The organism is Paenibacillus sp. MAEPY2, assembly GCF_000499205.1.
GTDB classification, from domain to species: domain Bacteria; phylum Bacillota; class Bacilli; order Paenibacillales; family Paenibacillaceae; genus Paenibacillus; species Paenibacillus vandeheii.
Genome location: NZ_AWUK01000028.1, coordinates 55598 through 78043, shown reverse-complemented (window position 1 = coordinate 78043; position 22446 = coordinate 55598). Strand labels below are relative to the sequence as shown.

At 47.3% G+C, this 22446-nt stretch carries 22 protein-coding genes; 15 read left to right on the top strand and 7 right to left on the bottom strand.

Going from position 1 to position 22446, the window contains the following annotated elements; translation table 11 throughout:
- Positions 1 to 20 precede the first annotated feature (20 nt).
- The 5 genes from P364_RS0120645 (at position 21) to P364_RS0120625 (ending at position 4058) form a co-directional block, all read left to right on the top strand.
- Entirely contained in the window at positions 21 to 728 is a 708-nt protein-coding gene (locus P364_RS0120645) for a metal ABC transporter ATP-binding protein (RefSeq protein WP_024631974.1), read from the top strand.
- The gene (locus tag P364_RS0120640) at positions 674 to 1564 is read left to right on the top strand and encodes a metal ABC transporter permease (RefSeq protein ID WP_024631973.1); all 891 of its coding nucleotides are present in this window, start codon (positions 674 to 676) and stop codon (positions 1562 to 1564) included. Before P364_RS0120645 ends, P364_RS0120640 begins: the two co-directional genes overlap by 55 nt.
- On the top strand, positions 1554 to 2627 hold the full coding sequence (locus P364_RS0120635) for a metal ABC transporter substrate-binding protein (protein ID WP_024631972.1): 1074 nt from the start codon (positions 1554 to 1556) through the stop codon (positions 2625 to 2627). The genes P364_RS0120640 and P364_RS0120635 overlap by 11 nt, the downstream gene beginning before the upstream one ends.
- A gap of 200 nt (positions 2628 to 2827) precedes the next feature.
- A complete protein-coding gene (locus P364_RS0120630) occupies positions 2828 to 3304 on the top strand; it encodes a hypothetical protein (RefSeq protein WP_024631971.1) in 477 nt (158 codons plus the stop codon).
- Positions 3305 to 3350: 46 nt separating this feature from the next.
- Entirely contained in the window at positions 3351 to 4058 is a 708-nt protein-coding gene (locus P364_RS0120625) for a M50 family metallopeptidase (RefSeq protein ID WP_024631970.1), read from the top strand.
- Between the two features lie 64 nt (positions 4059 to 4122).
- Here P364_RS0120625 and P364_RS0120620 read toward each other — a convergent pair whose 3' ends face one another.
- From P364_RS0120620 to P364_RS0120600, 5 genes are all read right to left on the bottom strand, one after another.
- A complete protein-coding gene (locus P364_RS0120620) occupies positions 4123 to 4494 on the bottom strand; it encodes a DUF4363 family protein (RefSeq protein WP_024631969.1) in 372 nt (123 codons plus the stop codon).
- A 24-nt stretch (positions 4495 to 4518) separates the two neighbouring features.
- Positions 4519 to 5247 (bottom strand): DUF421 domain-containing protein, encoded by a 729-nt coding sequence (locus P364_RS0120615; protein ID WP_052016694.1) that lies wholly within the window; start codon positions 5245 to 5247, stop codon positions 4519 to 4521.
- 236 nt (positions 5248 to 5483) lie between these two features.
- Complete coding sequence (locus tag P364_RS0120610) at positions 5484 to 6347, bottom strand: SDR family oxidoreductase (protein ID WP_024631967.1); 864 nt, start codon at positions 6345 to 6347, stop codon at positions 5484 to 5486.
- The gene (uxuA, locus tag P364_RS0120605; protein WP_024631966.1) at positions 6344 to 7411 is read right to left on the bottom strand and encodes a mannonate dehydratase; all 1068 of its coding nucleotides are present in this window, start codon (positions 7409 to 7411) and stop codon (positions 6344 to 6346) included. Before uxuA ends, P364_RS0120610 begins: the two co-directional genes overlap by 4 nt.
- 52 nt (positions 7412 to 7463) lie before the next feature.
- The gene (locus tag P364_RS0120600) at positions 7464 to 8195 is read right to left on the bottom strand and encodes a GntR family transcriptional regulator (RefSeq protein WP_024631965.1); all 732 of its coding nucleotides are present in this window, start codon (positions 8193 to 8195) and stop codon (positions 7464 to 7466) included.
- A gap of 199 nt (positions 8196 to 8394) precedes the next feature.
- Here P364_RS0120600 and P364_RS0120595 point away from each other — a divergent pair, with 199 nt between their 5' ends.
- Together P364_RS0120595 and P364_RS0120590 are read left to right on the top strand one after the other, a co-directional pair.
- A complete protein-coding gene (locus P364_RS0120595) occupies positions 8395 to 8697 on the top strand; it encodes an ArsR/SmtB family transcription factor (protein ID WP_024631964.1) in 303 nt (100 codons plus the stop codon).
- Between the two features lie 88 nt (positions 8698 to 8785).
- On the top strand, positions 8786 to 10186 hold the full coding sequence (locus P364_RS0120590; protein WP_029881155.1) for an aldehyde dehydrogenase: 1401 nt from the start codon (positions 8786 to 8788) through the stop codon (positions 10184 to 10186).
- A 65-nt stretch (positions 10187 to 10251) separates the two neighbouring features.
- On the opposite strand, the gene P364_RS0120585 is transcribed toward P364_RS0120590, so the two are convergent.
- On the bottom strand, positions 10252 to 11163 hold the full coding sequence (locus P364_RS0120585) for a helix-turn-helix domain-containing protein (RefSeq protein WP_024631962.1): 912 nt from the start codon (positions 11161 to 11163) through the stop codon (positions 10252 to 10254).
- Between the two features lie 228 nt (positions 11164 to 11391).
- Here P364_RS0120585 and P364_RS0120575 point away from each other — a divergent pair, with 228 nt between their 5' ends.
- From P364_RS0120575 to poxB, 8 genes are all read left to right on the top strand, one after another.
- A complete protein-coding gene (locus tag P364_RS0120575) occupies positions 11392 to 13623 on the top strand; it encodes a glycoside hydrolase family 52 protein (protein ID WP_024631961.1) in 2232 nt (743 codons plus the stop codon).
- A complete protein-coding gene (locus tag P364_RS0120570; protein ID WP_024631960.1) occupies positions 13620 to 15770 on the top strand; it encodes an alpha-glucuronidase family glycosyl hydrolase in 2151 nt (716 codons plus the stop codon). Before P364_RS0120575 ends, P364_RS0120570 begins: the two co-directional genes overlap by 4 nt.
- A gap of 141 nt (positions 15771 to 15911) precedes the next feature.
- The gene (locus P364_RS0120565) at positions 15912 to 16979 is read left to right on the top strand and encodes an NAD(P)-dependent alcohol dehydrogenase (RefSeq protein WP_024631959.1); all 1068 of its coding nucleotides are present in this window, start codon (positions 15912 to 15914) and stop codon (positions 16977 to 16979) included.
- Positions 16980 to 17146: 167 nt separating this feature from the next.
- The gene (locus P364_RS0120560; RefSeq protein WP_024631958.1) at positions 17147 to 17407 is read left to right on the top strand and encodes an HPr family phosphocarrier protein; all 261 of its coding nucleotides are present in this window, start codon (positions 17147 to 17149) and stop codon (positions 17405 to 17407) included.
- A 149-nt stretch (positions 17408 to 17556) separates the two neighbouring features.
- The gene (locus P364_RS0120555; RefSeq protein WP_024631957.1) at positions 17557 to 17808 is read left to right on the top strand and encodes a type B 50S ribosomal protein L31; all 252 of its coding nucleotides are present in this window, start codon (positions 17557 to 17559) and stop codon (positions 17806 to 17808) included.
- Positions 17809 to 17968: 160 nt separating this feature from the next.
- Entirely contained in the window at positions 17969 to 18274 is a 306-nt protein-coding gene (locus tag P364_RS0120550; RefSeq protein WP_024631956.1) for a Dabb family protein, read from the top strand.
- A gap of 122 nt (positions 18275 to 18396) precedes the next feature.
- Positions 18397 to 19158 carry an SDR family NAD(P)-dependent oxidoreductase gene (locus tag P364_RS0120545; RefSeq protein WP_024631955.1) on the top strand — a complete coding sequence of 254 codons (762 nt, stop codon included), beginning with the start codon at positions 18397 to 18399 and terminating at the stop codon, positions 19156 to 19158.
- Positions 19159 to 19373: 215 nt separating this feature from the next.
- Positions 19374 to 21101 carry a ubiquinone-dependent pyruvate dehydrogenase gene (gene poxB / locus P364_RS0120540; RefSeq protein WP_024631954.1) on the top strand — a complete coding sequence of 576 codons (1728 nt, stop codon included), beginning with the start codon at positions 19374 to 19376 and terminating at the stop codon, positions 21099 to 21101.
- A gap of 151 nt (positions 21102 to 21252) precedes the next feature.
- Here the strand turns inward: poxB and P364_RS0120535 are convergent, their stop codons facing one another.
- Positions 21253 to 22434 carry an MFS transporter gene (locus tag P364_RS0120535; protein WP_024631953.1) on the bottom strand — a complete coding sequence of 394 codons (1182 nt, stop codon included), beginning with the start codon at positions 22432 to 22434 and terminating at the stop codon, positions 21253 to 21255.
- Positions 22435 to 22446 lie beyond the last annotated feature (12 nt).

The following is a 22446-nucleotide window of genomic DNA, read 5'->3' as shown; positions in this document are numbered from 1 at the left end:
TTACGAAAAGAGGAAAAACCATGATTTTATCTTCCATGCGGGATGTGGTATTCGGATACGGCAAAGAGCCTGTCATTGACCAACTGTCGCTGGATATCCATGTTGGGGAGTTCGTGGGCATTACAGGACCCAATGGTTCTGCGAAAACAACTATCCTGAAATTGCTGCTGGGGCTGTTACAGCCCTGGAGCGGCACGGTACATATGGATGCACAGTCCGTACGTGGCAGCAAGCTGAACATCGGGTATGTACCCCAACAGGTCGCATCGTTCAATAGTGGATTTCCCAGTACGGTGATCGAACTGGTGCGATCCGGATGTTACCGTAAGCTCGGCTTGTTCCGCAGATTCACTTCCGAGCAGGAAGCCGTTGTGGAACGCAGCTTGCGGGAAGTTGGCATGTGGGAATACCGCAACGCACGAGTTGGTGAACTGTCGGGTGGACAAAAGCAGCGAATCTGCATTGCCAGAGCCTTGGCAGGCGAGCCCCAGGTACTCGTGCTGGATGAGCCGACTACGGGGATGGACCGACGCAGCCGTGAAGGGTTCTATGATCTGATGCGCCATTATGCTGATGTCCATGGGCTGACCATTATTATGGTAACCCACGGACTGGAAGAAATGGGCGACCGATTGGACCGGACCATTACCCTGGAACGGCAAGAAAGTGAGGAATGGCAGTGTTTGAGTACGAATTCATGCAGCGTGCCTTCTGGGCAGGCGGACTGATTGGAGTCATTGCTCCGATTCTGGGAGTATACCTGATGCTTCGACGCCAGGTGCTGATGGCGGATACGTTATCCCATGTTTCATTGGCTGGAGTTGCCCTGGGTTCCGTGATGAACCTGGATCCGGTAATCTGTGGATTTGCGATTGCGATTATCGGTGCATTGCTGGTGGAACAACTCCGAAGAAATTACCTGACGTATAGCGAGGTCCCTGTAGCGATCATTATGACATCCGGGCTTGCCCTTGCTGTGGTACTCATGAGTCTGAAAACGAGTCTGTCCAAGACATTTAGCTCTTATCTGTTCGGTTCCATCGTTGCAGTTAGTGATATGCAGTTGTGGATTATGGCAGCTGTGTGTGTTATCGGTCTGATTTTTTTCATCGTGCTCAGAAGACCATTGTACAATTTCACTTTTGATGAAGAGACAGCTTCCATCGGAGGTATTCAGGTTAAAGGTTTATCATTTGCATTTGCCGTTCTGACAGGAATGACCGTTGCTTCAGCCATGCCGATTGTCGGCGTGTTGCTCGTGTCTGCATTAATCGTGCTTCCTGCTGCCCTCGCACTGAGATTGTCACGCAGTTTTGCAGCAGCGATTGTTATCGCCGTCGTTACCGGATTAATCGGTATTTTTAGTGGACTGACCACCTCTTACCATTTAAACACACCACCGGGAGGAACCATTGCTCTCATCCTGCTGGTCTTTCTATTGATTGGAATATCAGCTCAAAAGCTGATTGCAAGATATAACCGTAAACGCCATCGCAAAGCGAGAAAACAACAACGCGCAACGCTATTCATACATTCAAGGGAGAATACACGACATGAAATTTAATAAAAGATCAGCACTAGCACTGTTATTCAGCCTTACACTCATCGTCTCCGGTTGTGGACAAAAACAGTCTGCTTCCGATTCCAGTACCAATTCGGCTAATACGCCAGCTTCGGCAGAGACCGAAGAGGCCAAACTAAATGTTGAAGTCAGCTTTTATCCGATGTACGAATTCACCAAAAATGTGGCAGGCGATCTGGCTAATGTTCATACACTCGTTCCTGCAGGTACCGAGCCGCATGACTGGGAGCCGACACCACAGGATATTGCAAGTATCGAGAAAGCGGATGTACTTGTCTATAATGGGGCGGGTATGGAATCCTGGATCGATCAAGTTACAGACAGTCTCAGCAATGCCAAACTCATTCAAGTGGAAGCGAGCCATGGAATTGATCTGCTGGAAGGCTCAGAAGAAGATGAGCACGAACACGAACATGCCGACACAACAGATACCCATGATCATGCCGGTGACGCCACGACAGAGGAGCATGATCATGATGCCGAGGCAGAAGAGGCACATACACATGACCACGATCACGGCGGACTTGATCCCCACGTGTGGCTGTCACCTGCACTTGCCGTGAAGGAAGTACGTAATATCGAGGCTGGATTGGCAAAGGCTGCACCGGAACATGCTGATCAATTCAAGCAAAATGCCGACACCTACGTTACCAAACTGGAGGCACTGGATCAGGATTTTAAAGCGGCTGTAACGGACAGCAAACGTAAAGATTTCATCACACAGCATGCTGCATTTGCCTATCTTGCACAGGAATATGGTCTGCAGCAAGTACCGATTGCCGGGCTGTCTCCAGAACAAGAGCCTTCCGCAGCGCAAATGGCGGCCGTTATTGATTTTGCCAAGGAGCATCAGGTGAAGACGATTTTCTTTGAAACGTTGGTTTCATCCAAAGTGTCCGAGACCATTGCCAATGAAGTAGGAGCCAAAACGGCCGTATTGAACCCGATCGAAGGGTTGTCGGAAGAGGAAATCGCGGCAGGAATGGACTACATCGGTGTAATGCGGCAGAATTTGGAGGCGCTGAAACTGGCCCTGAATGAATAGCACTTTATGCTTCAGTAACAAGCTGAATTCACGAAAAAGATAATCCATTTGATGCCAGTCATCGAAAAAGGTACAATAATACAACATGCTGAGGAATGGCACAGCCATTCCTTTGCCTTTTGCCACGCAGAGAGCACAGGGATGTGCTCTTTTCGTTGTTCAAGGTGACGGAGATTATGCGGGGAACGGGAGGAAATGTAATGGATTTACCTGAAGAACAAGAAGTGCTGTTAAGCCAGCAGCCTGCCCATCTATGGAGAAGACGCAAACAGGAGTTATTGCAATGGACGGAACGCGAGAAGCAGACGATGGCAGCGAAGAGAACGGAGATTTGGAATGATGTTGAAGTGGATGCTGAGCTTGTCGATGCCTTGACTTTGCTTCACAGAGCAGGTGTACGTACCGAGTTTTCTTGCGCTGGTGTAAGCCCACTCGATGAACCGGTGGATCATTCTCTTTATGCCTATGTTACACTTGTACAAAATGAGGCAGCCGATCGATTTGTGACTTATGCTCTGACGCAGATGCGCAACAGATTGCTGGTTACACTGGAGACAGGAACGGGGCGTTATGATCTGTCTTCTTTTTTCATCGGACATAACCGGAGTTTCTGCTGGTGGATACAATATTGCGCCGTACATTTCATGGATCGAAACGAACAAAGCGTAGCCACGTAATATAATGATAGGCAGTTTTACTGGAGGCAAGGGAGGTAGGACCGGATTGAATAAATGGCTCAAAACCATACTGTTTCTGATGGGTTCAGCGATACTGACCCGCTTTATCCCGTTTTCTTCATTGTTCCGTAACCTGGATACGATGATTCACGAATTTGGCCATGCGCTGATGACATTGGTGTTATCCGGCAAAGTATTGCGCATTGAACTATATGCTGATCACAGCGGCGTTACGTACTCATCCATGCTGACACCAGGCAGATCCATATTGGTTTCCTTGGCGGGCTATGTTACTGCATCCCTCTTTGCTTGGTTGCTATTCTATCTATACCGAAAAGGACGGCATATGTGGGGGCTTGGCATTATGACAGGTGTAGCTCTGGTGTCGCTTCTCTTCTATGTAAGGGGAGAATTCGGCATGCTCTGGCTTACAGGCTTTAGTGCCCTGAATATTGTAATCATGATTTTTGGCGCCAGAATCGCGAAATTCTATTATTTGCTACTGGCTTTTCTTACACTGGAAGAGTCCGTAGTTAGTGCCATGTACGTTGGGCTGATGTCCTGGACACAACCTTCGCGGGCGGGGGACGCAGCGAATCTGGCTCAGCAGACATTCCTCCCAGCGCTTTTCTGGGGAACGTTATTTGCACTGTTTGCACTGTGGTGTGCGAAGGGAGCACTTACGCTCTTTTTCCGAAAGGAAAGCACGGCCCGCACGCCAAAATCCCGTGGATTACGTGGGCGTAACGTTTAACAACACAGAGAAGGCACTTCCTTTAATCTATATTAAAGGAGAGTGCCTTTTGTTTGTCTCAGGGTCAGTCGCCAAGATTGTCCCATAGCACATAAAAGTAATAAATTTCTTCCATAATCGCCTTATCATCTTCGGCGGCAACACCGCCTTTGATCCTTGCCAGGGTACCGAGAATATCGTAGATCGTCTCACGCTCCACACTGAACTGGATGCGATTGACGATTTTTTCCCAGGCATTCATTGCATAATTAACTTGAGATTTGGCTTCCGTCCATTGTTTGCCTTCGACCTGCTTTTCCAGTTTGTGTATAGACTCAAGCAAGCGATCATCAGCGCCAAAGGGCTCCTTGAGAAAGGTCCCGCTAACCATAATCGCTGTGAACACAAGCAAGAGGCAGATCGGAAGCACATACAGCAACCAGAAACGCGTTTTCATTCAACCTCCTCCTTCATGTAAGGGTTAGAAAGGCCCCTCATAATCGCCCATATCGATTTTATCAGTGATCTTATCCTTGAACAGATCAATATACAATTTATCGTTAGGCAATATGGCGGCAAAAGCAATATCCTGTATTGTTACTTTTTGCTTCTTAAGCTGCTCACTGAGCCAGTTGGTATCCTTGTTTCGTTCCTTCAGATTTTGCTTAATCAGGACGCCATCAATGATAATCTCGGTCATCAGCTTGCTCTTGGCAGGATGCATATGCATATCCTTCGCGGTTATTGGTTGGTTTTCAGGTTTCAACACCACAGAGAGACTGCCGTCCGGTTCAAGAATGGCATAATCCAGCGTAGTGATGTCGAATACATCCTTTTGTCGCAGCATCATGGTCAATTCGTCGAATTTCACACGCATTTTATGCAAATTCTGTTCAAGGATTTTACCGTTCTGGATGATCAGGGTCGGGTCGGAGTCCATCAGTTTGGAGATCGTACGATTTTTCAGCGTAATATACTGAAAGACGATCGTGATGATTGTGAAAATGGTCAAGGCTACAAAATGAATCCACGCTTTGGAAGATAGATCCGTCGCAAATGTACCTGCAAGGGAACCGATCGTAATGCCGTTAATGTAATCAAAATACGTCAAGTTGCCCATTTGCTGTTTGCCCAGCACCCTTGTATAGATGATCAGGGTCAAAAAGGCGATAATAGATCGCACAGCAACAACCCATGTTTCCTCCATCATGAATGTATCACCTTCCTTCGCTTCATCTTACAAATTGAAAACGTTAATGCTTGGAGCCAATATTTAGCTCTTGCTCCACCAGCATATTTGTGGACTATAACAAGCTTTTCCTAGGCTGGATCATCTTATTCTTCAACGCAAAAAAACCGAAACCTGTATACGTGCTCCAGGCTTCGGTTAATTCAATACATATCTTCAATTCAGTCAATTCATGTAAAAGTAAAATAGAATAGAGGTCATACACCCGAGTAGGCCATAAAGCCGCCATCCACAGGAATAACAGTGCCTGTAACAAAACCGGATTGTCGTTCATCAGCCAGCCACATCAGCGTGCCCAGCAGATCTTCCGGTTTACCGAAGCGTCGCATGGGCGTGTGCGCAATGATTTTGCTTGAACGTTCGGTCGGGGAGCCATCCGGCTTCAGCAGCAGATTACGATTTTGTTCCGTCAGGAAGAACCCTGGTGCAATGGCGTTTACCCTGATTCCCGATTCTGCCAAATGTACGGCAAGCCATTGCGTGAAATTGTTAATCGCGGCTTTGGCTGCACTGTACGCAGGAACTTTGGTCATAGGCGAAGGGGCACTCATCGACGAAATATTAATGACGGTAGCTGGAACATTACGTTCAATCATTTGTCTTGCGAAAATCTGGGTAGGGATGAGCGACCCAACAAAATTCAGATCCATCACCTGACGGAATCCCTCTACACTTACATCAAAAAAAGTAGTGATATCGGGCTGCTCCAAATCTTCCTGTTTGAAAATTTCATTTGTGGTATTGGCGCTGGAATGGTTGCCACCTGCTCCGTTAATAAGGATATCGCAAGGACCCAGCTTCTCCAGAACAATGGCTGCTGCCGCTATAACGCTATCGGCCTGGGTTACATCACAAGCTACAGCAATCGCCTTTCCGCCTTGAGCCTCGATTGCCGCAACGACTTCTTCCCCTTTGGATACAGTCCGGTTCAGAATAGCTACACTTGCGCCATGCCGTGCGAGCTCTTCAGCCATAGAACGGCACAAAACACCTGCTCCGCCAGTAATTACGGCTGTTCTGCCTTCCAGTCGGGTTGATTTTTCTTTGACAAAGTCATTCATGCTTTTGACCTCCTTTGCAGGGAATCCCAGACGCCCCACAGATACATAATTCCCAGAGCCCGATCATAGAGTCCATATCCCGGTCTGCATTGTTCTCCCCAGAGATGACGTCCGTGGTCCGGTCGTGCATAACCTTCGAATCCAGTATCGTGATAGGCCTCCACAACACCTGCAATATCGACATTTCCGTCCTGACTGCGATGAGAGGTCTCGATAAAGTCGCCGTTATCGTAGATTTTGACATTACGGATATGGGCAAAAGGGATACGATCCTTGAATTCGTGAATCATGCCGATAATATCATTATTCGGATTGGCTCCAAGCGAGCCGCTGCACAGGGTTACACTGTTATAAGGGCTATCATACAGGTTCAGATATCGGCGAATATTGTCTTGGCTCGTAATAATCTTGGGCAGACCAAAGATCGGCCATGGCGGATCATCCGGATGAATAGCCATTTGAATACCTAGTCGTTCAGCTGTTGGAATGATCTCCTGCAGGAAATAACGGGCGTGTTCCCACATATGATCCTCTGTTACATCCTTATATGCTTCGAACAGACTTGTTAAATACTGCAATCGTTCCGGTTCCCAGCCAGGCATGGTTAAAGCTGAGTTCTCGGTAATCCGGCGTACCAGTTCAAGAGGCTCAATATCGGCGAGTTTCTTGTGCTCGTAGAAGAGGGCAGTAGAGCCGTCGTCCATCTCCTTATGCATATCGGTACGCAGCCAATCGAAGATCGGCATGAAGTTGTAACAGATGACTTTAACGCCTACCTGGGCGAGTTTTTCCATCGTTTTTTTGTAATTCTCAATATATTCATCACGTGTAGGCAGACCGAGTTTGATGTCTTCATGAATGTTAACACTCTCAACGACATCCAGATGTAACCCGGCCTTGTCCGCTGCGGCTTTGACGGCCAGAATTTTGTCCAAAGGCCATTCCTCACCTGCCGGAACATCGTGCAGTGCCCATACAATGCCTTCGACACCGGGAATCTGCCGAATATGATCAAGCGTTACGGTATCATTGCCTTCACCAAACCAGCGAAAAACCATTCTCATCACATTCACCTCATCAAGATTAGTTTAAAGAACAGAACAGATCCATCCATCATCATTGAAAATAGGAAGGGTATGTATGCCGCAGGACAGCCAGATCTGTGACGGTTAAGTGCAGATGTTCCTGCATAATGTGCTCCGCCGTTTGAGCATCATGTTGTTGTATCGCCTGAACCATGGATCGATGCTGCTCAAGCAAGTGATCCCAATGATGATCTGAAGACAGACGGAGCATTCGGCTCCGGTTCAGATGCACATTCATATGCTGGATCACGGACCAGGTGTTTTTTTTGTTGCAACCTGCAAAGAGAGTACTATGGAATTCCTCATCCAATCCGAACATTCTTTCATCATCCGGTTCAAGTATACATTCCTGCTGATGTGCAAGGTTCTGCTCCATTTTCTTCATATATTCATCTGGAAATTGCACACAGGCTAGCCGTATGACGGCACGCTCAAGCTGTTCACGCATGAATCGGGCTTCCTCCACGAGATCCACTTGAATCAGAGATACATAGGTACCCCGCTGCGGATATATTTCCAGCAGACCTTCCTGTGCTAATCGGACAAAGCTTTCTCGAACAGGGGTCCGACTCACATTGAACTCGAGCGAGATCTCTTTTTCCGAAATAGCAGTACCGGGAGGCAACTTCAAACTCAATATCAACTGCTTCAATGTCGTGTAGACAGCCTCACGTGAAGAGAATGCCTGTTTGTTCAGCGAAGATGGGCTTATTAAGGATGATAATAAATCGGCTTTGGATGAAGACCTAGGGGGATATTCCATAACTTCAACTCCTTCAAAGACATACTACCATACTTGTATGGTAGTATGGAAGCGCTTTTATCTAACTTATATATAATTTATCGGGCATAGCTTGTTCTTCACAGGTTTGGGGAGTAAAATATAGTCATTAGGTTTAAATGTTTAAACGAATAGACGCTATAGACATGATGTCTTTAGAAACTTATTTAGAGGTGAAACCATGGGACAAAAAGCATTATCCATCTTTCAAACCTGCATCCCCTTATTCCAGGTACTAAGTGACAACCATCGTCAGGCCATTTTACTTGCGCTCAGCGATAAGGGCAGTATGACGGTGAATGAAATTACAAAACAATTCAGCCTGTCCCGGCCTGCAATATCCCATCATCTCAAGCTTTTGCTTGAAAAAGGACTTATCTCCGTGGAGCAGAAGGGAACACAGCGATATTATTCTGCTTCGTTAAAGTCCTCGGTGGAACTTTTGAAGGAACTGGTGGCCGCGATGGAAGAGGAGTGCTTATAGACAAGAGCAGCTAACATGCACATGCATGTAGGCGATTCGTTCGTATGTTTAAACGGATCATCATTAACTCTTAGAGGAGTTGGATTACATGAGTACAATACAGGAATTAAGCGAATCTGAAGTGGAAGAAATTTTACAGCAGCAGCGGCAATTTTTTAGAACAGGGGCTACTCGCTCCGCTGAGGCTCGCATTGCACATTTAACCCGGTTGAAACAGGCGATTCAAAAGTATGAGTCCCGTCTTACCGAGGCGCTCTATCAGGATTTGGGCAAGAGTGAGTTCGAATCGTATACAACAGAGATCGGATTTATGCTGGATAGCATTACGCATACCATTCGGCAAGTAAAGAAATGGGTCAAACCGGTCAAGGTTAAAACTCAACTCACGCTGATCGGTTCCAAAAGCTATATCATTCCTGAGCCTTATGGTGCGGTCTTGATTATTGGGCCCTTTAACTATCCATTCCAGCTGTTAATTGAACCTCTGGTTGGCGCGTTGGCAGCAGGCAATACGGCTGTTCTCAAAGCATCTGAAAACACACCAGCCGTCTCCGCCGTTATTCGTGAGATGATAACCTCCATCTTCGAACCAAATTATGTGCACGTGGTTGAAGGAGCCAAAGACACCACCACGGCGCTTATTAACGCCCCATTTGACTATATCTTTTTTACAGGAAGTGTCCCGGTGGGCAAAATCGTCATGGAGGCTGCTGCCAAAAATCTCGTTCCAGTTACGCTGGAGCTTGGCGGTAAAAGTCCGGTTATTGTGGATAAGCATGCCGATCTAAGCGTCGCTGCACAGCGCATTATATGGGGAAAGCTGCTCAATACCGGTCAGACCTGCATCGCACCAGATTATTTACTTGTACATGAACAGGTGAAAGATCCATTGATTGCCGAAATGAAAGCAGCGGTAGAGTCTTTCTTTGGTACAGATATCCAGCACAACAGAGACTATGGGCGAATCGTCAACAAGGCCCATTTCAAACGTCTCACGACCCTTATTGAACGCGATCAGGCTCATGTCATTTATGGGGGTCAATCCGATGAGGAAGATCGTTTTATTGAACCGACCTTTATTGATGCCGAATCGTGGGAAGCCGCCTCGATGGAGGACGAGATTTTTGGTCCGATTCTACCGATTATCAGTTATACCCATATTGATGAGGCGATTGCTGGTATTGTAAAGCGACCCAAACCGCTGGCGCTCTACCTCTTTACATCGGATACACAGTTACAGGATCAAGTGATGCGAGAGGTTTCTTTTGGGGGCGGATGCATTAACGATACGATTACCCATGTAGCCAATCCAAGGCTGCCGTTTGGAGGCGTGGGACATTCAGGTTTGGGCGCTTATCATGGGCGGTATAGTCTGGAGACCTTCTCTCATATGAAAAGTGTGCTTAAAAAGAGCACCAGATTGAACTTGTCAATTTTATATCCGCCGTATGATAACAAACTGAAGACGATTAAACGTCTGTTAAAATAAAAGAACCGACGTTTAACCTTACAGCAATTAAGTTCTGGACTGGACTGATGTTGGATGAATGATACTCATTCGGGAGCAGGCTGCTCCTGTCTGTAGCATGTTGGGGATACACCCGACCAGCGCTTGAATTGACGGCTGAAATGGGCAATATCTTTATAACCAAGCATGGTAGCAATGTTCTGAATCGACAGCTTGGGGTTACCCAACAGAACTTTGGCTTCATGCAGAACCATTTCAGATAAATAAACACGCGGAGACTGACCATACACCTGTCGAAATACACGGTTACAATGGGAGGAACTGATGCCCAGCTCTGCTGCAATATCATCAATGCCATAATGGCTGTCGGACTCACGTCCTTGCTTGAACTGCTGACTTACCAGCCCTTGCAACCGATTACGAATCTGGTGGGCCAGCTCGATTTTCTCATATCCGTCCGTGAACAATTGAGCGGCTTCCTGAGAGACCGCTTCCCATAAATGTCCAAACAGTTCAAATACCGCCGATTGCAGCTGCATGCGTTGTACCATCGTACTCGCCGCTCGATTGTCAGCAGATGACATTAATTTGCGAAGTACAGGCTCGATCTGGCGGGTAACCGGACTATCTGCATCAAACAAAACCTGCTTGATTCGTGCAAGCAAGGAGAGAAATAACTGATCATCAATATCAAAATGCATGCAAAAATACGTAAAACCCTTGCCATTATGGCTCAGGCTGGAATGAATGCTTCCTGGAGGAATCAGGAGCAATTCGCCAGCCTTTTGAATATACAGCTTGCCATTCACAGTCATGTGTTGTTCGCCTTCCGTTACATAATTCAGCTCATATTGCGGATGTTCATGCGCCGGATAATCCCAATTCGCCCCGACACTTCGCAAATGAATGGCGAACAGATTCACCGTGGTCTGTACATCCGGGTAAAACACCTCATGCACACTTTCTCCCAAAGCGGGAGGCAAATAGGTGGAAGACATGGAAGGCCCCCTCAATCATTATAATTATAGTGGAATCTATAAGTTGCTTCTGAACGGAATGATGGAGATATGAATCGAAACAGATATAACCGCTTTATTGTATTATAATCTATTAGCTTGATTTGGGTAAATATCCGATTGATTTGACCATGGTCTATGGTGGAATGCCCGTGGTAGGATGGGGCTAATGAAAACGTATGCAAACCATTTTGAGAGGGGTCATCGTTCATGAGCACTTCCAAATCCATCTTTTATAATGCCCATCACTCACCGATCGGGGCTTTTGCCAGCTTTACGCTTGGATACAAAGGAGCCAAAGGCGGACTAGGTCTGGAGCTTGGCAAGCCAGCAGATCAGAATGTATATATCGGTTTACAATCTCGTGATAGTGAAAACTATGAAGCTTTACCATTTTTCGAAGCCGTTGAGGATGCGAGCGTTCGGTACGATGTTGAAAAAGTGGAGAATTCGGATTCAGATCTGGCGTCGTCGGCCTCGTTACAAAGTGAAGCGAGCACGAAAGCGCCAGTTGCAGCACAAACGTCTCGTCCGCTGATTTCTGCGTTTCGGGATGAGGATATCACCCGTGAATTCACTTCGGGAACAGATACGTGGACGGCGGGTGATCTGACTTTCCGTATTTACTCACCTGTGCGGCCTGTACCCGAACCGCTCAGCGGCGATCGTGATGCGTTAATGGATGCGCTTGTACCTGCCGTTCTGGTGGAGATGACAATTGATAATACGCAAGGGCAGCAATCGCGCAAAGCATATTTTGGCTATCAGGGGAATGATCCTTACTCTGCGATGCGTATCATCGGAGGACCAGAGGGTGGAGCGTTAACGGGTGTTGGACAAGGACGCCTAACCGCAATTTTGTCTGCGGATGAGGGATTATGGCCTGCTCGCGGGTTCACGTTGGAGAAAATATTGCAGGAGAAGCATCGTGAGAATCTGGCTTTCGGACTGGGCGAAACAGCTGCGTTGTTGATGGACGTTCCAGCCGGAGAGAAGCGTACGTATCAATTCGCTGTATGTTTCTATCGTGGTGGGATCGTTACTTCGGGTATGGACACGACCTACTGGTATACCCGTTATTTTGCGGATATTCTGGAAACTGGGCAATATGCGCTTGATCGTTTCAGCGAGTTGACTGCTTCCTGTGCTGAAGTGGAACAACGTCTTGGCGTATCTGCTTTGAGTGAGGACCAGTCATTTATGCTTGCCCATTCCATTCATAGCTACTATGCAAGTACACAGCTGCTGGATGCAGACGGCGAGCCGTTCTGGATCGTAAATGAAGGCGAATACCGGATGATGAATACTCTGGATCTGACCGCAGATCAACTGTATTTCGAGCTTGCCTTGAATCCTTGGACGGTGCGTAATGAGCTGGAGTGGTTTGTGAAACGTTACAGTTATACGGATCAAGTACGATTCCCGGGCGATGAGAAGGAATATCCGGGCGGCATTACGTTCACGCATGATATTGGCGTAGCCAATGTATTCTCGCGTCCCGGACACTCGGCTTATGAACTGGTGGGCATCGATGACTGCTTCTCCCAAATGAGCCACGAGGAACTCGTGAACTGGCTTTGCTGTGCGACTGTATATATTGAACAAACAAAGGATCGGGAATTTGTAAAAGAAATGCTTCCCGTCATTCGTGATTGCTTCGAAAGCATGTTGAACCGGGATCATCCGGATGAACAACAACGCAATGGCCTGATGGGACTGGATAGCAGTCGCACCAAGGGTGGAGCTGAAATTACCACCTATGACAGTCTGGATGTATCGCTTGGACAATCTCGGAATAACATCTACCTGGCAGGCAAATGCTGGGCCGTCTATGTTGCACTGGAGAAGCTGTTTGCTGCCGAGAAACTGGCTGAATTGTCTCATCACGCAGGACGTCAGGCAGATCGCTGTGCAGCCAGTATTGCAGCTCAGTTAACCGACAGTGGCTACATTCCGGCAGTTATCGCTGAAAATAATGATTCCCGCATCATTCCGGCCATAGAAGGATTGGTATTCCCATACTTTACAGGCTGTGAAGGTGCGCTTGATGTAAATGGCCGTTTCGGACCTTACCTGCAAGCACTTCGAACCCACCTTAAGACTGTACTTGTACCTGGTACTTGTCTATTTGAGGATGGAGGCTGGAAGCTGTCCTCTACGAGCAATAACTCATGGCTTAGCAAAATATATCTGTCCCAGTTCATTACAAGAGAACTGCTGGACGTGGAATGGGATGAAACTGGGAAGGCTGCGGACGCTGCCCATGTAAACTGGCTGCTGCATCCAGAGGAATCCTACTGGTGCTGGAGTGACCAGATTTTGGCGGGTGTTGCGGTCGGAAGCAAGTATTACCCGCGCGGTGTAACATCAATTCTATGGCTGCTCGAAGGCAAAGGTAATCGTCTGGAGCAGATCTATGCCAGCAAGGAGGCTGTACAATGAGCAACACAACCGTTCAAACTAATATCTCTGGCCCGCAGTATGATGCGTGGCTTGGATATCTTCAAGGTCTATCCGGGGTGAAGGGAACTGCCAGAAAAGCAGCTCCAGTCTGGGTCCATATCGTGTCGGTGGCGGAAGATCAAGAAATGATATCAACAGCCATAACTGAACTGACTCAGGGATTGAACAAGATTTTTGGCATCAAGCCGAAAGTTAGTCAGGAAGTTACCAGCCAAGTGAGTGATCCGGATTTGGCCAATCAGGAGGCCCAAGGGATATGGCTTGGCACATGGACAGGCTCGGAAGCTGTAGCTCAGGCCTTCAGCGACACGGAGCGCTCAGCTGTACACGGGGAAGGCTATATGATCCGCGAAGATAAGGAGCAGGGCAGACTGTTTATTGGTTCTGAAACTCCTCAAGGTGTGCTGTATGGGACTTTTCATTTGTTAAGAGAGCTTGTCCTGGATCAAGAAAGCGCTAACGATGCGCAACCGGCTGCGGGAAGGTTAAGCTACATTGCGGAGCAGCCCGTTAATGCATTACGCATGATCAATCAGTGGGATAACGTGGACGGAAGCATTGAACGTGGTTATGCTGGGAAATCCATTTTCTATGAAAATGGTGAATTCACTCGTGATCTCGGGCGTATCCGGGATTATGCCAGATTGCTTGCTTCTACAGGCATTAACGCCATTTCGATTAATAACGTTAACGTGCACCAGCGTGAGAGCCTGTTCCTGACGGAACGTTTCCTGGGTGATGTTGCAAAGGTTGCTGCCGAATTCAGAGCCTACGGCATCCGATTGTTCCTGAGCGCCAACTACGCAAGTCCGATAGAGATTGGTGGATTGCTTACGGCAGATCCGCTGGATGAGCAGGTCCGTGAATGGTGGAACATTCAGACAGCCAAGGTATATGCGGCAATCCCGGATTTTGGCGGCTATTTGATCAAAGCAGATTCGGAGAATCGTCCTGGCCCATTTACGTATAATCGAGATCATGCCGATGGAGCCAATATGCTGGCTGAGGCCCTTCGTCCATTTGGTGGACTGGTGATCTGGCGCTGCTTCGTCTATAACTGCAAGCAAGACTGGCGTGACCGTTCCACGGACCGCGCGCGGGCGGCATATGACCACTTTAAGCCACTGGATGGCCGCTTTGCGGAAAATGTCATTTTGCAGATCAAGAATGGACCGATGGACTTTCAGGTTCGAGAGGCCGTATCCCCGTTGTTCGGGGCCATGGAGAACACGAATCAGGTCCTGGAATTCCAGATTACGCAGGAGTATACGGGCCAGCAGCGACATCTGTGTTATCTGGTTCCACAGTGGAAAGAAGTATTAGATTTTGATACGTTTGCCAAAGGGCCGGGTTCTGAAATTAAACGTATTGCTGACGGCTCTCTATACAACAGGCCTTATAGCGGCTTTGCCGCAGTCTCCAATATCGGCGCAGACGCTTGCTGGACAGGGCACCCGCTTGCTCAGGCGAATCTGTATGGATATGGAAGACTGGCCTGGAATCCGGAGCTGTCATCGGAAGAGATCGCGGAGGAATGGGTCAGACTTACGTTTGGACATGACGAAGAGGTCGTTCGTCTAATCTCTGGCATGCTTCTGAATTCGTTGGAAATCTATGAAAATTATACGGCTCCGCTCGGTGTAGGCTGGATGGTTAATCCGGAGCACCATTATGGACCGAATGTGGATGGCTATGAATATTCCAAGTGGGGAACGTATCATTTTGCCGATTGTGATGGTATTGGCGTGGACCGGACAGTGAGCAGTGGAACGGGATATACATCGCAATACCACCGGGAAAATGCCGAAAGATATGAATCCGTAGCCTCCTGTCCGGACGAGCTGCTGTTATTTTTCCATCATGTCCCGTATACCCATGTCCTGCATTCTGGCAAAACGGTCATTCAGCACATTTATGATACACACTTTGCTGGAGCAGAGCAGGCAGCGGCGTTAGCACAAACATGGGGACAGCTGGAAGGCAAAATTGATCCGACTGTTTTTGATAAGGTAGCTACGTTACAGGCTGGGCAGGCGGAGCATGCCAAGGAATGGAGAGATATGATCAATACGTACTTCTATCGCAAAAGCGGTATTGCAGATGAGCAAGGAAGAACGATATATTAATCTGGATACGAGAGTGATATAAGCTGAACTAAACATTTACACGATAACGGCGAGCCAGAACAAATCTGAGGAAGTGGAGCGTTCACCTGTATCACCTTCGGAGGAAGAACAACGTTGGCATACACGAGAAGGAGGGAACATATGGGACATCATCAATTACCAGAAACCATGAAGGCTGCTGTCATGACAGAGCCAGGGCACATTATCATCGAGGAACAGGCTGTACCCCAGCCGGCTGAAGACGAGGTGCTCATTCAGGTGATGGCCGTTGGCGTCTGCGGATCGGATGTGCATTATTTTGAACATGGGAGAATTGGCCGATTTGTGGTTGAGAAACCGATTATACTTGGACATGAATGTGCAGGGATTGTTGCGGCGGTTGGCTCGAACGTGTCACGGCTCAGAACGGGGGATCGGGTAGCGATTGAGCCTGGGGTAACCTGCGGACGATGTACGACATGTAAAGAAGGCCGTTATAACCTGTGTCCCGATGTGCAATTTCTGGCGACACCTCCGGTGGATGGGGCTTTTGTGCAATACATGACCATACGTGAAGATATGGTTTTCCCAATCCCGGATCATCTGTCTTTTGAAGAGGCTGCAATGAACGAGCCTTTCTCAGTGGGTATTCATGCGGCAAGACGTAGTAAACTGGCTCCGGGAACAACTCTTGCCATTATGGGCATGGGACCTGTGGGATTGATGGCTGTTGCAGCTGCCAAATCGTTTGGTGTGGAGCGCATCATTGTCACAGATTTGGAGGAAGTGAGGCTGGAAGCCGCTCGTCGTATGGGCGCCACTCATACCATTAATGTGCGGAACGAGGATGCGCTGGCGGTGATCCGTGAGTTAACGAACGGTGTCGGTGTAGATACGGCGTGGGAAACTGCGGGTAATCCGAAAGCGCTTCAGTCTGCATTGTATTCTCTCCGCCGAGGAGGCAAGCTTGCTATTGTAGGATTACCTGCACAGGATGAAATTGCTCTGAATGTTCCTTTTATCGCGGACAATGAGGTGGATATATACGGAATCTTCCGTTATGCCAACACCTATCCTGCAGGAATTGAGTTTCTGAGCTCAGGCCAGCATGATGTGATGTCCCTGATAACCGATCGTTATTCCCTTGAGGAGACACAACAAGCCATGGAACGGGCATTGCACAACAAGAGTGGCAGTCTGAAAGTAATGGTGTATCCGAACGGAAAATGAATTCATTCGAAGGAGCCCTGATGTTTAGGGTTTCTTTTTTTGTATTTTTCGTTATAAAAGGATTAAACAAGCTTCCATAACGTGGTATAATGCTTGAAGATTTTAACATATAAAATCATACACACTCATTTTGTTGAATAGCAACTTAGCGAAAGGAACTGAAGGTTGTGAGAACACATGAATTTAGGATTCACTCTGATTTCCACCGGGATGATCTGATGTCTGTATCTTCTCAAGCGTCGCGTTTTTCCTCGGATATTTCATTGTCATTTACCGATGCTGACCATGAACATCGTGTAGATGTCAAAAGCCTGCTCGGAATGGCGCTTCTTCCCATTCGACATGGCAGTGTGGTGAGATTGCAGACACGGGGGAGAGATGAACTTGAAGCGTTGGAATATATGCTGAACGTGCTGGAAAGGGCTTAACTTGAAGTCTAAAACCTGTGCAAATTGCAGTGAATTGTAAAATATTTATCGTTTGTTCAATTCCGACTGGTACTTCGTCCAAAAAAAGAGTATAATAAAATTTAGTTCTATTCTAAGAAGTACCCATATTAAAGGAGTGTAAATAGATTATGCCAAAAGCTGACATCCATCCAAAGACACAAACAGTAATTTTCTTCGATGCAAGTGCTGATTACAAATTCCTGAGTTCTTCGACTAAGTTCTCGAACGAAACTATGGAATGGGAAGATGGTAACTCTTACCCAGTAATCCGTGTGGACACTAGTTCCGCATCCCACCCATTCTTCACAGGTAAACAAAGAAACGTGGACATCGGTGGTCGTGTTGATCGCTTTAACCGTAAATACAACATCAAAAACTAGTCTGTCCATAGATTGCGAAGAAACCTCGGGGATTTGTCCTCGGGGTTTCTTTGTGTCTTGACAACGATAAATAAAAAATTGCATACAATTATTGCGCTTACATATCAAACGGAGGTACACTAGGAAACAGAGTGAGATCATACTTTAGGAGGAAATAGAGATGAGCAGCATCAATCATATGGTAACGTTTACACTTTACTCAGGCAAAGATACACCTGAAGCAGAGGCATTTCTGAAAGAAAGTACGGATGCTCTGGCGAATATTCCAGGTGTGGAGCAATTCCAGGTCCTGCGTCAGGTGAGCGAAAAAAATGAGTTTGACTACAGTTTTTCAATGGTATTTGCAGATCAGGCTGCGTATGATGCATATAATGTTCACCCGGTTCATCGCAAATATGTAGAAGAACGGTGGGAAAAGGAAGTTAGTCGCTTCCAGGAAATCGATCTCGTTCAGCACGGTAAATAACATAAACCTCGAAAGCGTTTTCCGTTTTGATGCTAACGAGCGTTAATCTATTTTGTATTCCTTCTTTCTTTATCACTAAATTTCGTTACTACACATGTAGCTCAGAGGAGGGAAACTGTCCTATGAAATTGGATCTTACAGGTAAAACGGCGCTGGTGACTGGAGCAACTGGTCAATTAGGAAGGGTCATCGCTCGGACGTTGGCAGACTGTGGTGCAAATCTGGCGCTGCATTACATAAATAATGAAGCGAAGGCCAGGGAGCTTCAAGGTGAGATCGAAGCCATCGGTCGGAAAACGGTCATTATTCAGGGTGATATCACGAAGCAGGATACGGCATTTCGAATGCGTGATGAAATTCAATCCAGCCTCGGAGATGTAGATATCGTGGTTGCCAATGCGGTCATTCAATATGCCTGGACAACAGTGCTGGAACAATCACCGGACGATTATATAAGCCAGTTCGAATCATGCGTGATGCAAAGTGTATATCTTGCCAAAGCTTTCATTCCAGCTATGAAGGAAGCCAGAGCTGGTCGATTCATTGGTATTAATACGGAATGTGCGATGCAGAATTTTGCTACCCAGTCTGCATATACTGCGGGAAAACGCGGAATGGACGGTTTGTACCGTGTGCTGGCAAAAGAGGTAGGCGAGCATCAGATTACGGTCAACCAGGTTGCGCCTGGATGGACAATCAGTGAGCGTGACCGCACCAGTGAGCCAGGACATGATGAGGGGTATATTCAAACGGTGCCGTTGAAACGTAGGGGAGAAGATCAGGAAATTGCCAATGCGGTAGCATTTCTGGCATCCGACCTGTCCTCTTTTATCACTGGGGCCTATATCCCGGTCAGTGGCGGCAATGTGATGCCTGCTATTTAATTGTGAATATCAATTCAATAATATGAATGAACAGCATTATAAACCATCGTGTAACCATGATCCGTTTGTCAGTTCCATGACAAGCGGATTTTTGTATATATCCATAAATACATATGATTTTGTTTCTAATTTCAAAAAAATGGGGTAAAAGAATAGGTAGTTTAACGCGGTGGAAACATAACTCAAAATAAGCGAATAAAGGAGACCGACCTTTCATGAAAAAAACAATTGCAGACGTTCTGGTCGAAGCATTATTGAACGCAGGCATCAAACGCATCTATGGTATCGTTGGAGACTCCTTGAATGCGGTACTGGATTCCATCCGTCGCTCGGGTAAAATTGAATGGATTCATGTCCGCCATGAAGAAGTGGCTGCTTTTGCGGCCGGGGCAGATGCCCAAGTGAGTGGAAGTATCGCCGTATGTGCGGGCAGTAGCGGACCGGGAAACATGCACTTGATAAACGGTCTGTACGATTGTCATCGGAACCGTGTACCAGTACTTGCCATCGCTGCTCATATTCCTAGTGATGAGATTGGGAGTGAGTATTTTCAAGCGACTCATCCAGAGTATTTATTTCAGGAATGCAGTCATTATTGTGAGGTCATTACAACGGCCAAACAAATGCCGCGTTCCTTTACGATGGCGATGCAGACCGCAGTTGCGCGTTCTGGCGTTTCCGTCATTATATTGCCAGGAGACGTAGCGGCCCTGGAAGCGGCTGATCTGCCAGTGCCGGAGCATGTATACCATCCCACCCATCCGGTTGTACATCCTTCCGAACCTGAATTGCGGAAACTGGCGGAGTTTTTGAATCAAGGTAAAAAAATTACGTTGCTGTGCGGGGCAGGCTGCGCTGGTGCGCGTGAATCTCTCATGCAGCTCTGTGATCGCTTGAAATCCCCAATGGTTATTGCGCTGCGAGGCAAGGAGTATCTGGAGTACGATAATCCGTATTCGGTAGGCCTTACGGGACTAATCGGTTACTCATCCGGTTATCATGCCATGATGGACTGTGATGTGCTCTTGATGCTGGGAACAGATTTTCCATACCGTCAATTCTTCCCGGAGGATGCAGCCGTACTTCAAGTAGATATTCAGTCTTCACACCTTGGTCGCCGTACTAAGCTGGATTACGGCGTGTGCGGCGATGTGAAGGCTACCATTGAAATGTTATTGCCCTATCTGACGGAAGAGCACAGCGACAAACATTTGCATAAAAGCGTGGAACGTTACGAAAAAGTTCGTAAAGAATTGGATGAGCTTGCTGTTGGGAAACCCGGAAAAATGCCAATTCATCCCCAATACTTAACCAAGGTCATTAGCGATGCTGCAGCCGAAAACGCGATTTTCACCTGCGATGTAGGTACACCTACCGTATGGGCAGCTCGTTATATTGAAATGAGCCGCAATCGCCGATTGCTGGGTTCATTCAGTCATGGCACCATGGCGAATGCTCTACCACAAGCGATTGGAGCACAGGTGTCTGATCCAGGTAGACAAGTCATATCCTTGTCCGGTGATGGCGGCATTGCTATGCTGATGGGTGATCTTTTGACTCTTAAACAGCATAATCTCCCTATTAAAGTTGTCGTGTTTAACAACGGAGCCCTGGGTTTTGTTGAACTGGAGATGAAAGCTGCCGGATTGCTTGAGTCCGGTACCGAGCTTGTGAATCCGAACTTTGCCATGGTAGCCCAAGCGATGGGTCTGGAAGGAATACGGGTTGAAGATCCGGCAGATCTGGAAGGGGCTGTAGAGCGTGCATTACTGCATGATGGTCCTGTTCTGATTGATGTTGTGGTGAATCGACAGGAGCTGTCCCTGCCTCCGAAGATTAATATCAAACAGGCCGAAGGCTTCACCTTATGGATGATGAAGGCAGTATTGAATGGACGTGGTGATAAGCTGATTGAGTTGGCAAAGACCAATTTGCTCAGATAAGACTTACGTTCGCCTTAGTCTTGACACAGCACCGTTTCGAACCGTGCACCTAAAGCATTCATCAGACTGAATAAGAAAGAGAGGCTTACTGTAAAGTCACAGTGCCTCTCTTTTTGCGTTTGATGATTTTTATTGTTGGCCTTACAATCCATCATGCCACATGGGAAGATTCGGTCTGAAGTTTAGTGGCAACTCCCGGACGATAGGCAAGAATGATAATAATCATGGCAATGACCACCCCCAAAGCTCCAATCCAGGTGATGGATGACAATGAAACAGCACTGACGGCAATTCCTCCAATACCGGCACCGGCAGCCATCGCGAGTTGCATAACCGAACTGTTCAGACTCAGCATAATCCCGGACGATTCCGGAGCCATTGTCACCAGATTATATTGCTGTGTTGGACCGGAAGACCAGGCGGAAAAGGACCATAGAATTAATACAATGAAGAGGACCGCACCCGAATGAGCTGTGACATTCAGCATAAGCAGACTTATGACATGCAGGGCCATACCCATGATGAGTGTTCTTTTTACTCCCATACGATCGGCGCTGTATCCTCCGGATTTGGAACCAATCAGACTTGCGATACCAAAAGCCAGCAAAGCGGAACTTAACAACGTTTCGCTCATGCCCGCAATAGAAACCAGGTAAGGCGAAATGTAAGTATACGCAATGGAATATCCCCCTAACCAGAAAAAGGTGACAAGCAGCGCAAATCCGATGCGAGGTTGTTTAAGCAAGGCTAGTTGTTTTTTCAAAGGAACCGGCGTTTCTCCTTCCGAAGAAGGGATCGTAGATGCGATAACCACCATGGCAATGATACCCAAAACCGCAATGCCTGCAAATATAAGTTTCCAGTCCCAAGCCGCAGCAACCATTCTTCCAAGAGGAACTCCCACGATCAATGAGGCGGTAAACCCGGTAATGACCGTTGCGATGGCGCTGGCCTGTTTGCCCTCAGCGGATATCTTGGCTGCTACTGTCAAGGCTGTAACAACGACGACTCCGGCTCCTAGAGCCATCAAGACTCGGGCGGCGATGAACAGTCCATATCCAGGCAGCAAGTAGGCCAAGACGTTACCTATGACAAATAGTCCAAGGAAGTAGAGCAGCAGCTTGCGTCGGTCCATACGGGATGTTAAGGCGATTATGATGGGCGTACCGAGCGCGTAAACGAGTGAAAAGATCGTAATCAGCTGTCCTGCAGCAATTAATGATATATTCATGGTGTCAGAGATCCTGTCCAGAATACCCGCAATGACATATTCGGAGGTCCCTACAAGAAAGCTGACCAAGGCGAGAACATAGATTTTCCATGTGTTAGACATGAGCATATAACC

What these genes read in the sequence shown, in the direction of transcription:
- P364_RS0120545 (WP_024631955.1), top strand. Translation starts at nt 18,397, where the DNA reads ATGAAATTGGATCTTACAGGTAAAACGGCGCTGGTGACTGGAGCAACT.
- P364_RS0120585 (WP_024631962.1), bottom strand. Translation starts at nt 11,163, where the DNA reads ATGTCTTCCACCTATTTGCCTCCCGCTTTGGGAGAAAGTGTGCATGAG.
- P364_RS0120635 (WP_024631972.1), top strand. Translation starts at nt 1,554, where the DNA reads ATGAAATTTAATAAAAGATCAGCACTAGCACTGTTATTCAGCCTTACA.
- P364_RS0120565 (WP_024631959.1), top strand. Translation starts at nt 15,912, where the DNA reads ATGGGACATCATCAATTACCAGAAACCATGAAGGCTGCTGTCATGACA.
- P364_RS0120535 (WP_024631953.1), bottom strand. Translation starts at nt 22,434, where the DNA reads ATGTCTAACACATGGAAAATCTATGTTCTCGCCTTGGTCAGCTTTCTT.
- P364_RS0120550 (WP_024631956.1), top strand. Translation starts at nt 17,969, where the DNA reads ATGAGCAGCATCAATCATATGGTAACGTTTACACTTTACTCAGGCAAA.
- P364_RS0120600 (WP_024631965.1), bottom strand. Translation starts at nt 8,195, where the DNA reads ATGGAATATCCCCCTAGGTCTTCATCCAAAGCCGATTTATTATCATCC.
- P364_RS0120555 (WP_024631957.1), top strand. Translation starts at nt 17,557, where the DNA reads ATGCCAAAAGCTGACATCCATCCAAAGACACAAACAGTAATTTTCTTC.
- P364_RS0120645 (WP_024631974.1), top strand. Translation starts at nt 21, where the DNA reads ATGATTTTATCTTCCATGCGGGATGTGGTATTCGGATACGGCAAAGAG.
- P364_RS0120575 (WP_024631961.1), top strand. Translation starts at nt 11,392, where the DNA reads ATGAGCACTTCCAAATCCATCTTTTATAATGCCCATCACTCACCGATC.
- P364_RS0120570 (WP_024631960.1), top strand. Translation starts at nt 13,620, where the DNA reads ATGAGCAACACAACCGTTCAAACTAATATCTCTGGCCCGCAGTATGAT.
- poxB (WP_024631954.1), top strand. Translation starts at nt 19,374, where the DNA reads ATGAAAAAAACAATTGCAGACGTTCTGGTCGAAGCATTATTGAACGCA.
- P364_RS0120610 (WP_024631967.1), bottom strand. Translation starts at nt 6,347, where the DNA reads ATGAATGACTTTGTCAAAGAAAAATCAACCCGACTGGAAGGCAGAACA.
- P364_RS0120595 (WP_024631964.1), top strand. Translation starts at nt 8,395, where the DNA reads ATGGGACAAAAAGCATTATCCATCTTTCAAACCTGCATCCCCTTATTC.
- P364_RS0120640 (WP_024631973.1), top strand. Translation starts at nt 674, where the DNA reads ATGGCAGTGTTTGAGTACGAATTCATGCAGCGTGCCTTCTGGGCAGGC.
- P364_RS0120630 (WP_024631971.1), top strand. Translation starts at nt 2,828, where the DNA reads ATGGATTTACCTGAAGAACAAGAAGTGCTGTTAAGCCAGCAGCCTGCC.
- uxuA (WP_024631966.1), bottom strand. Translation starts at nt 7,411, where the DNA reads ATGAGAATGGTTTTTCGCTGGTTTGGTGAAGGCAATGATACCGTAACG.
- P364_RS0120590 (WP_029881155.1), top strand. Translation starts at nt 8,786, where the DNA reads ATGAGTACAATACAGGAATTAAGCGAATCTGAAGTGGAAGAAATTTTA.
- P364_RS0120620 (WP_024631969.1), bottom strand. Translation starts at nt 4,494, where the DNA reads ATGAAAACGCGTTTCTGGTTGCTGTATGTGCTTCCGATCTGCCTCTTG.
- P364_RS0120615 (WP_052016694.1), bottom strand. Translation starts at nt 5,247, where the DNA reads ATGATGGAGGAAACATGGGTTGTTGCTGTGCGATCTATTATCGCCTTT.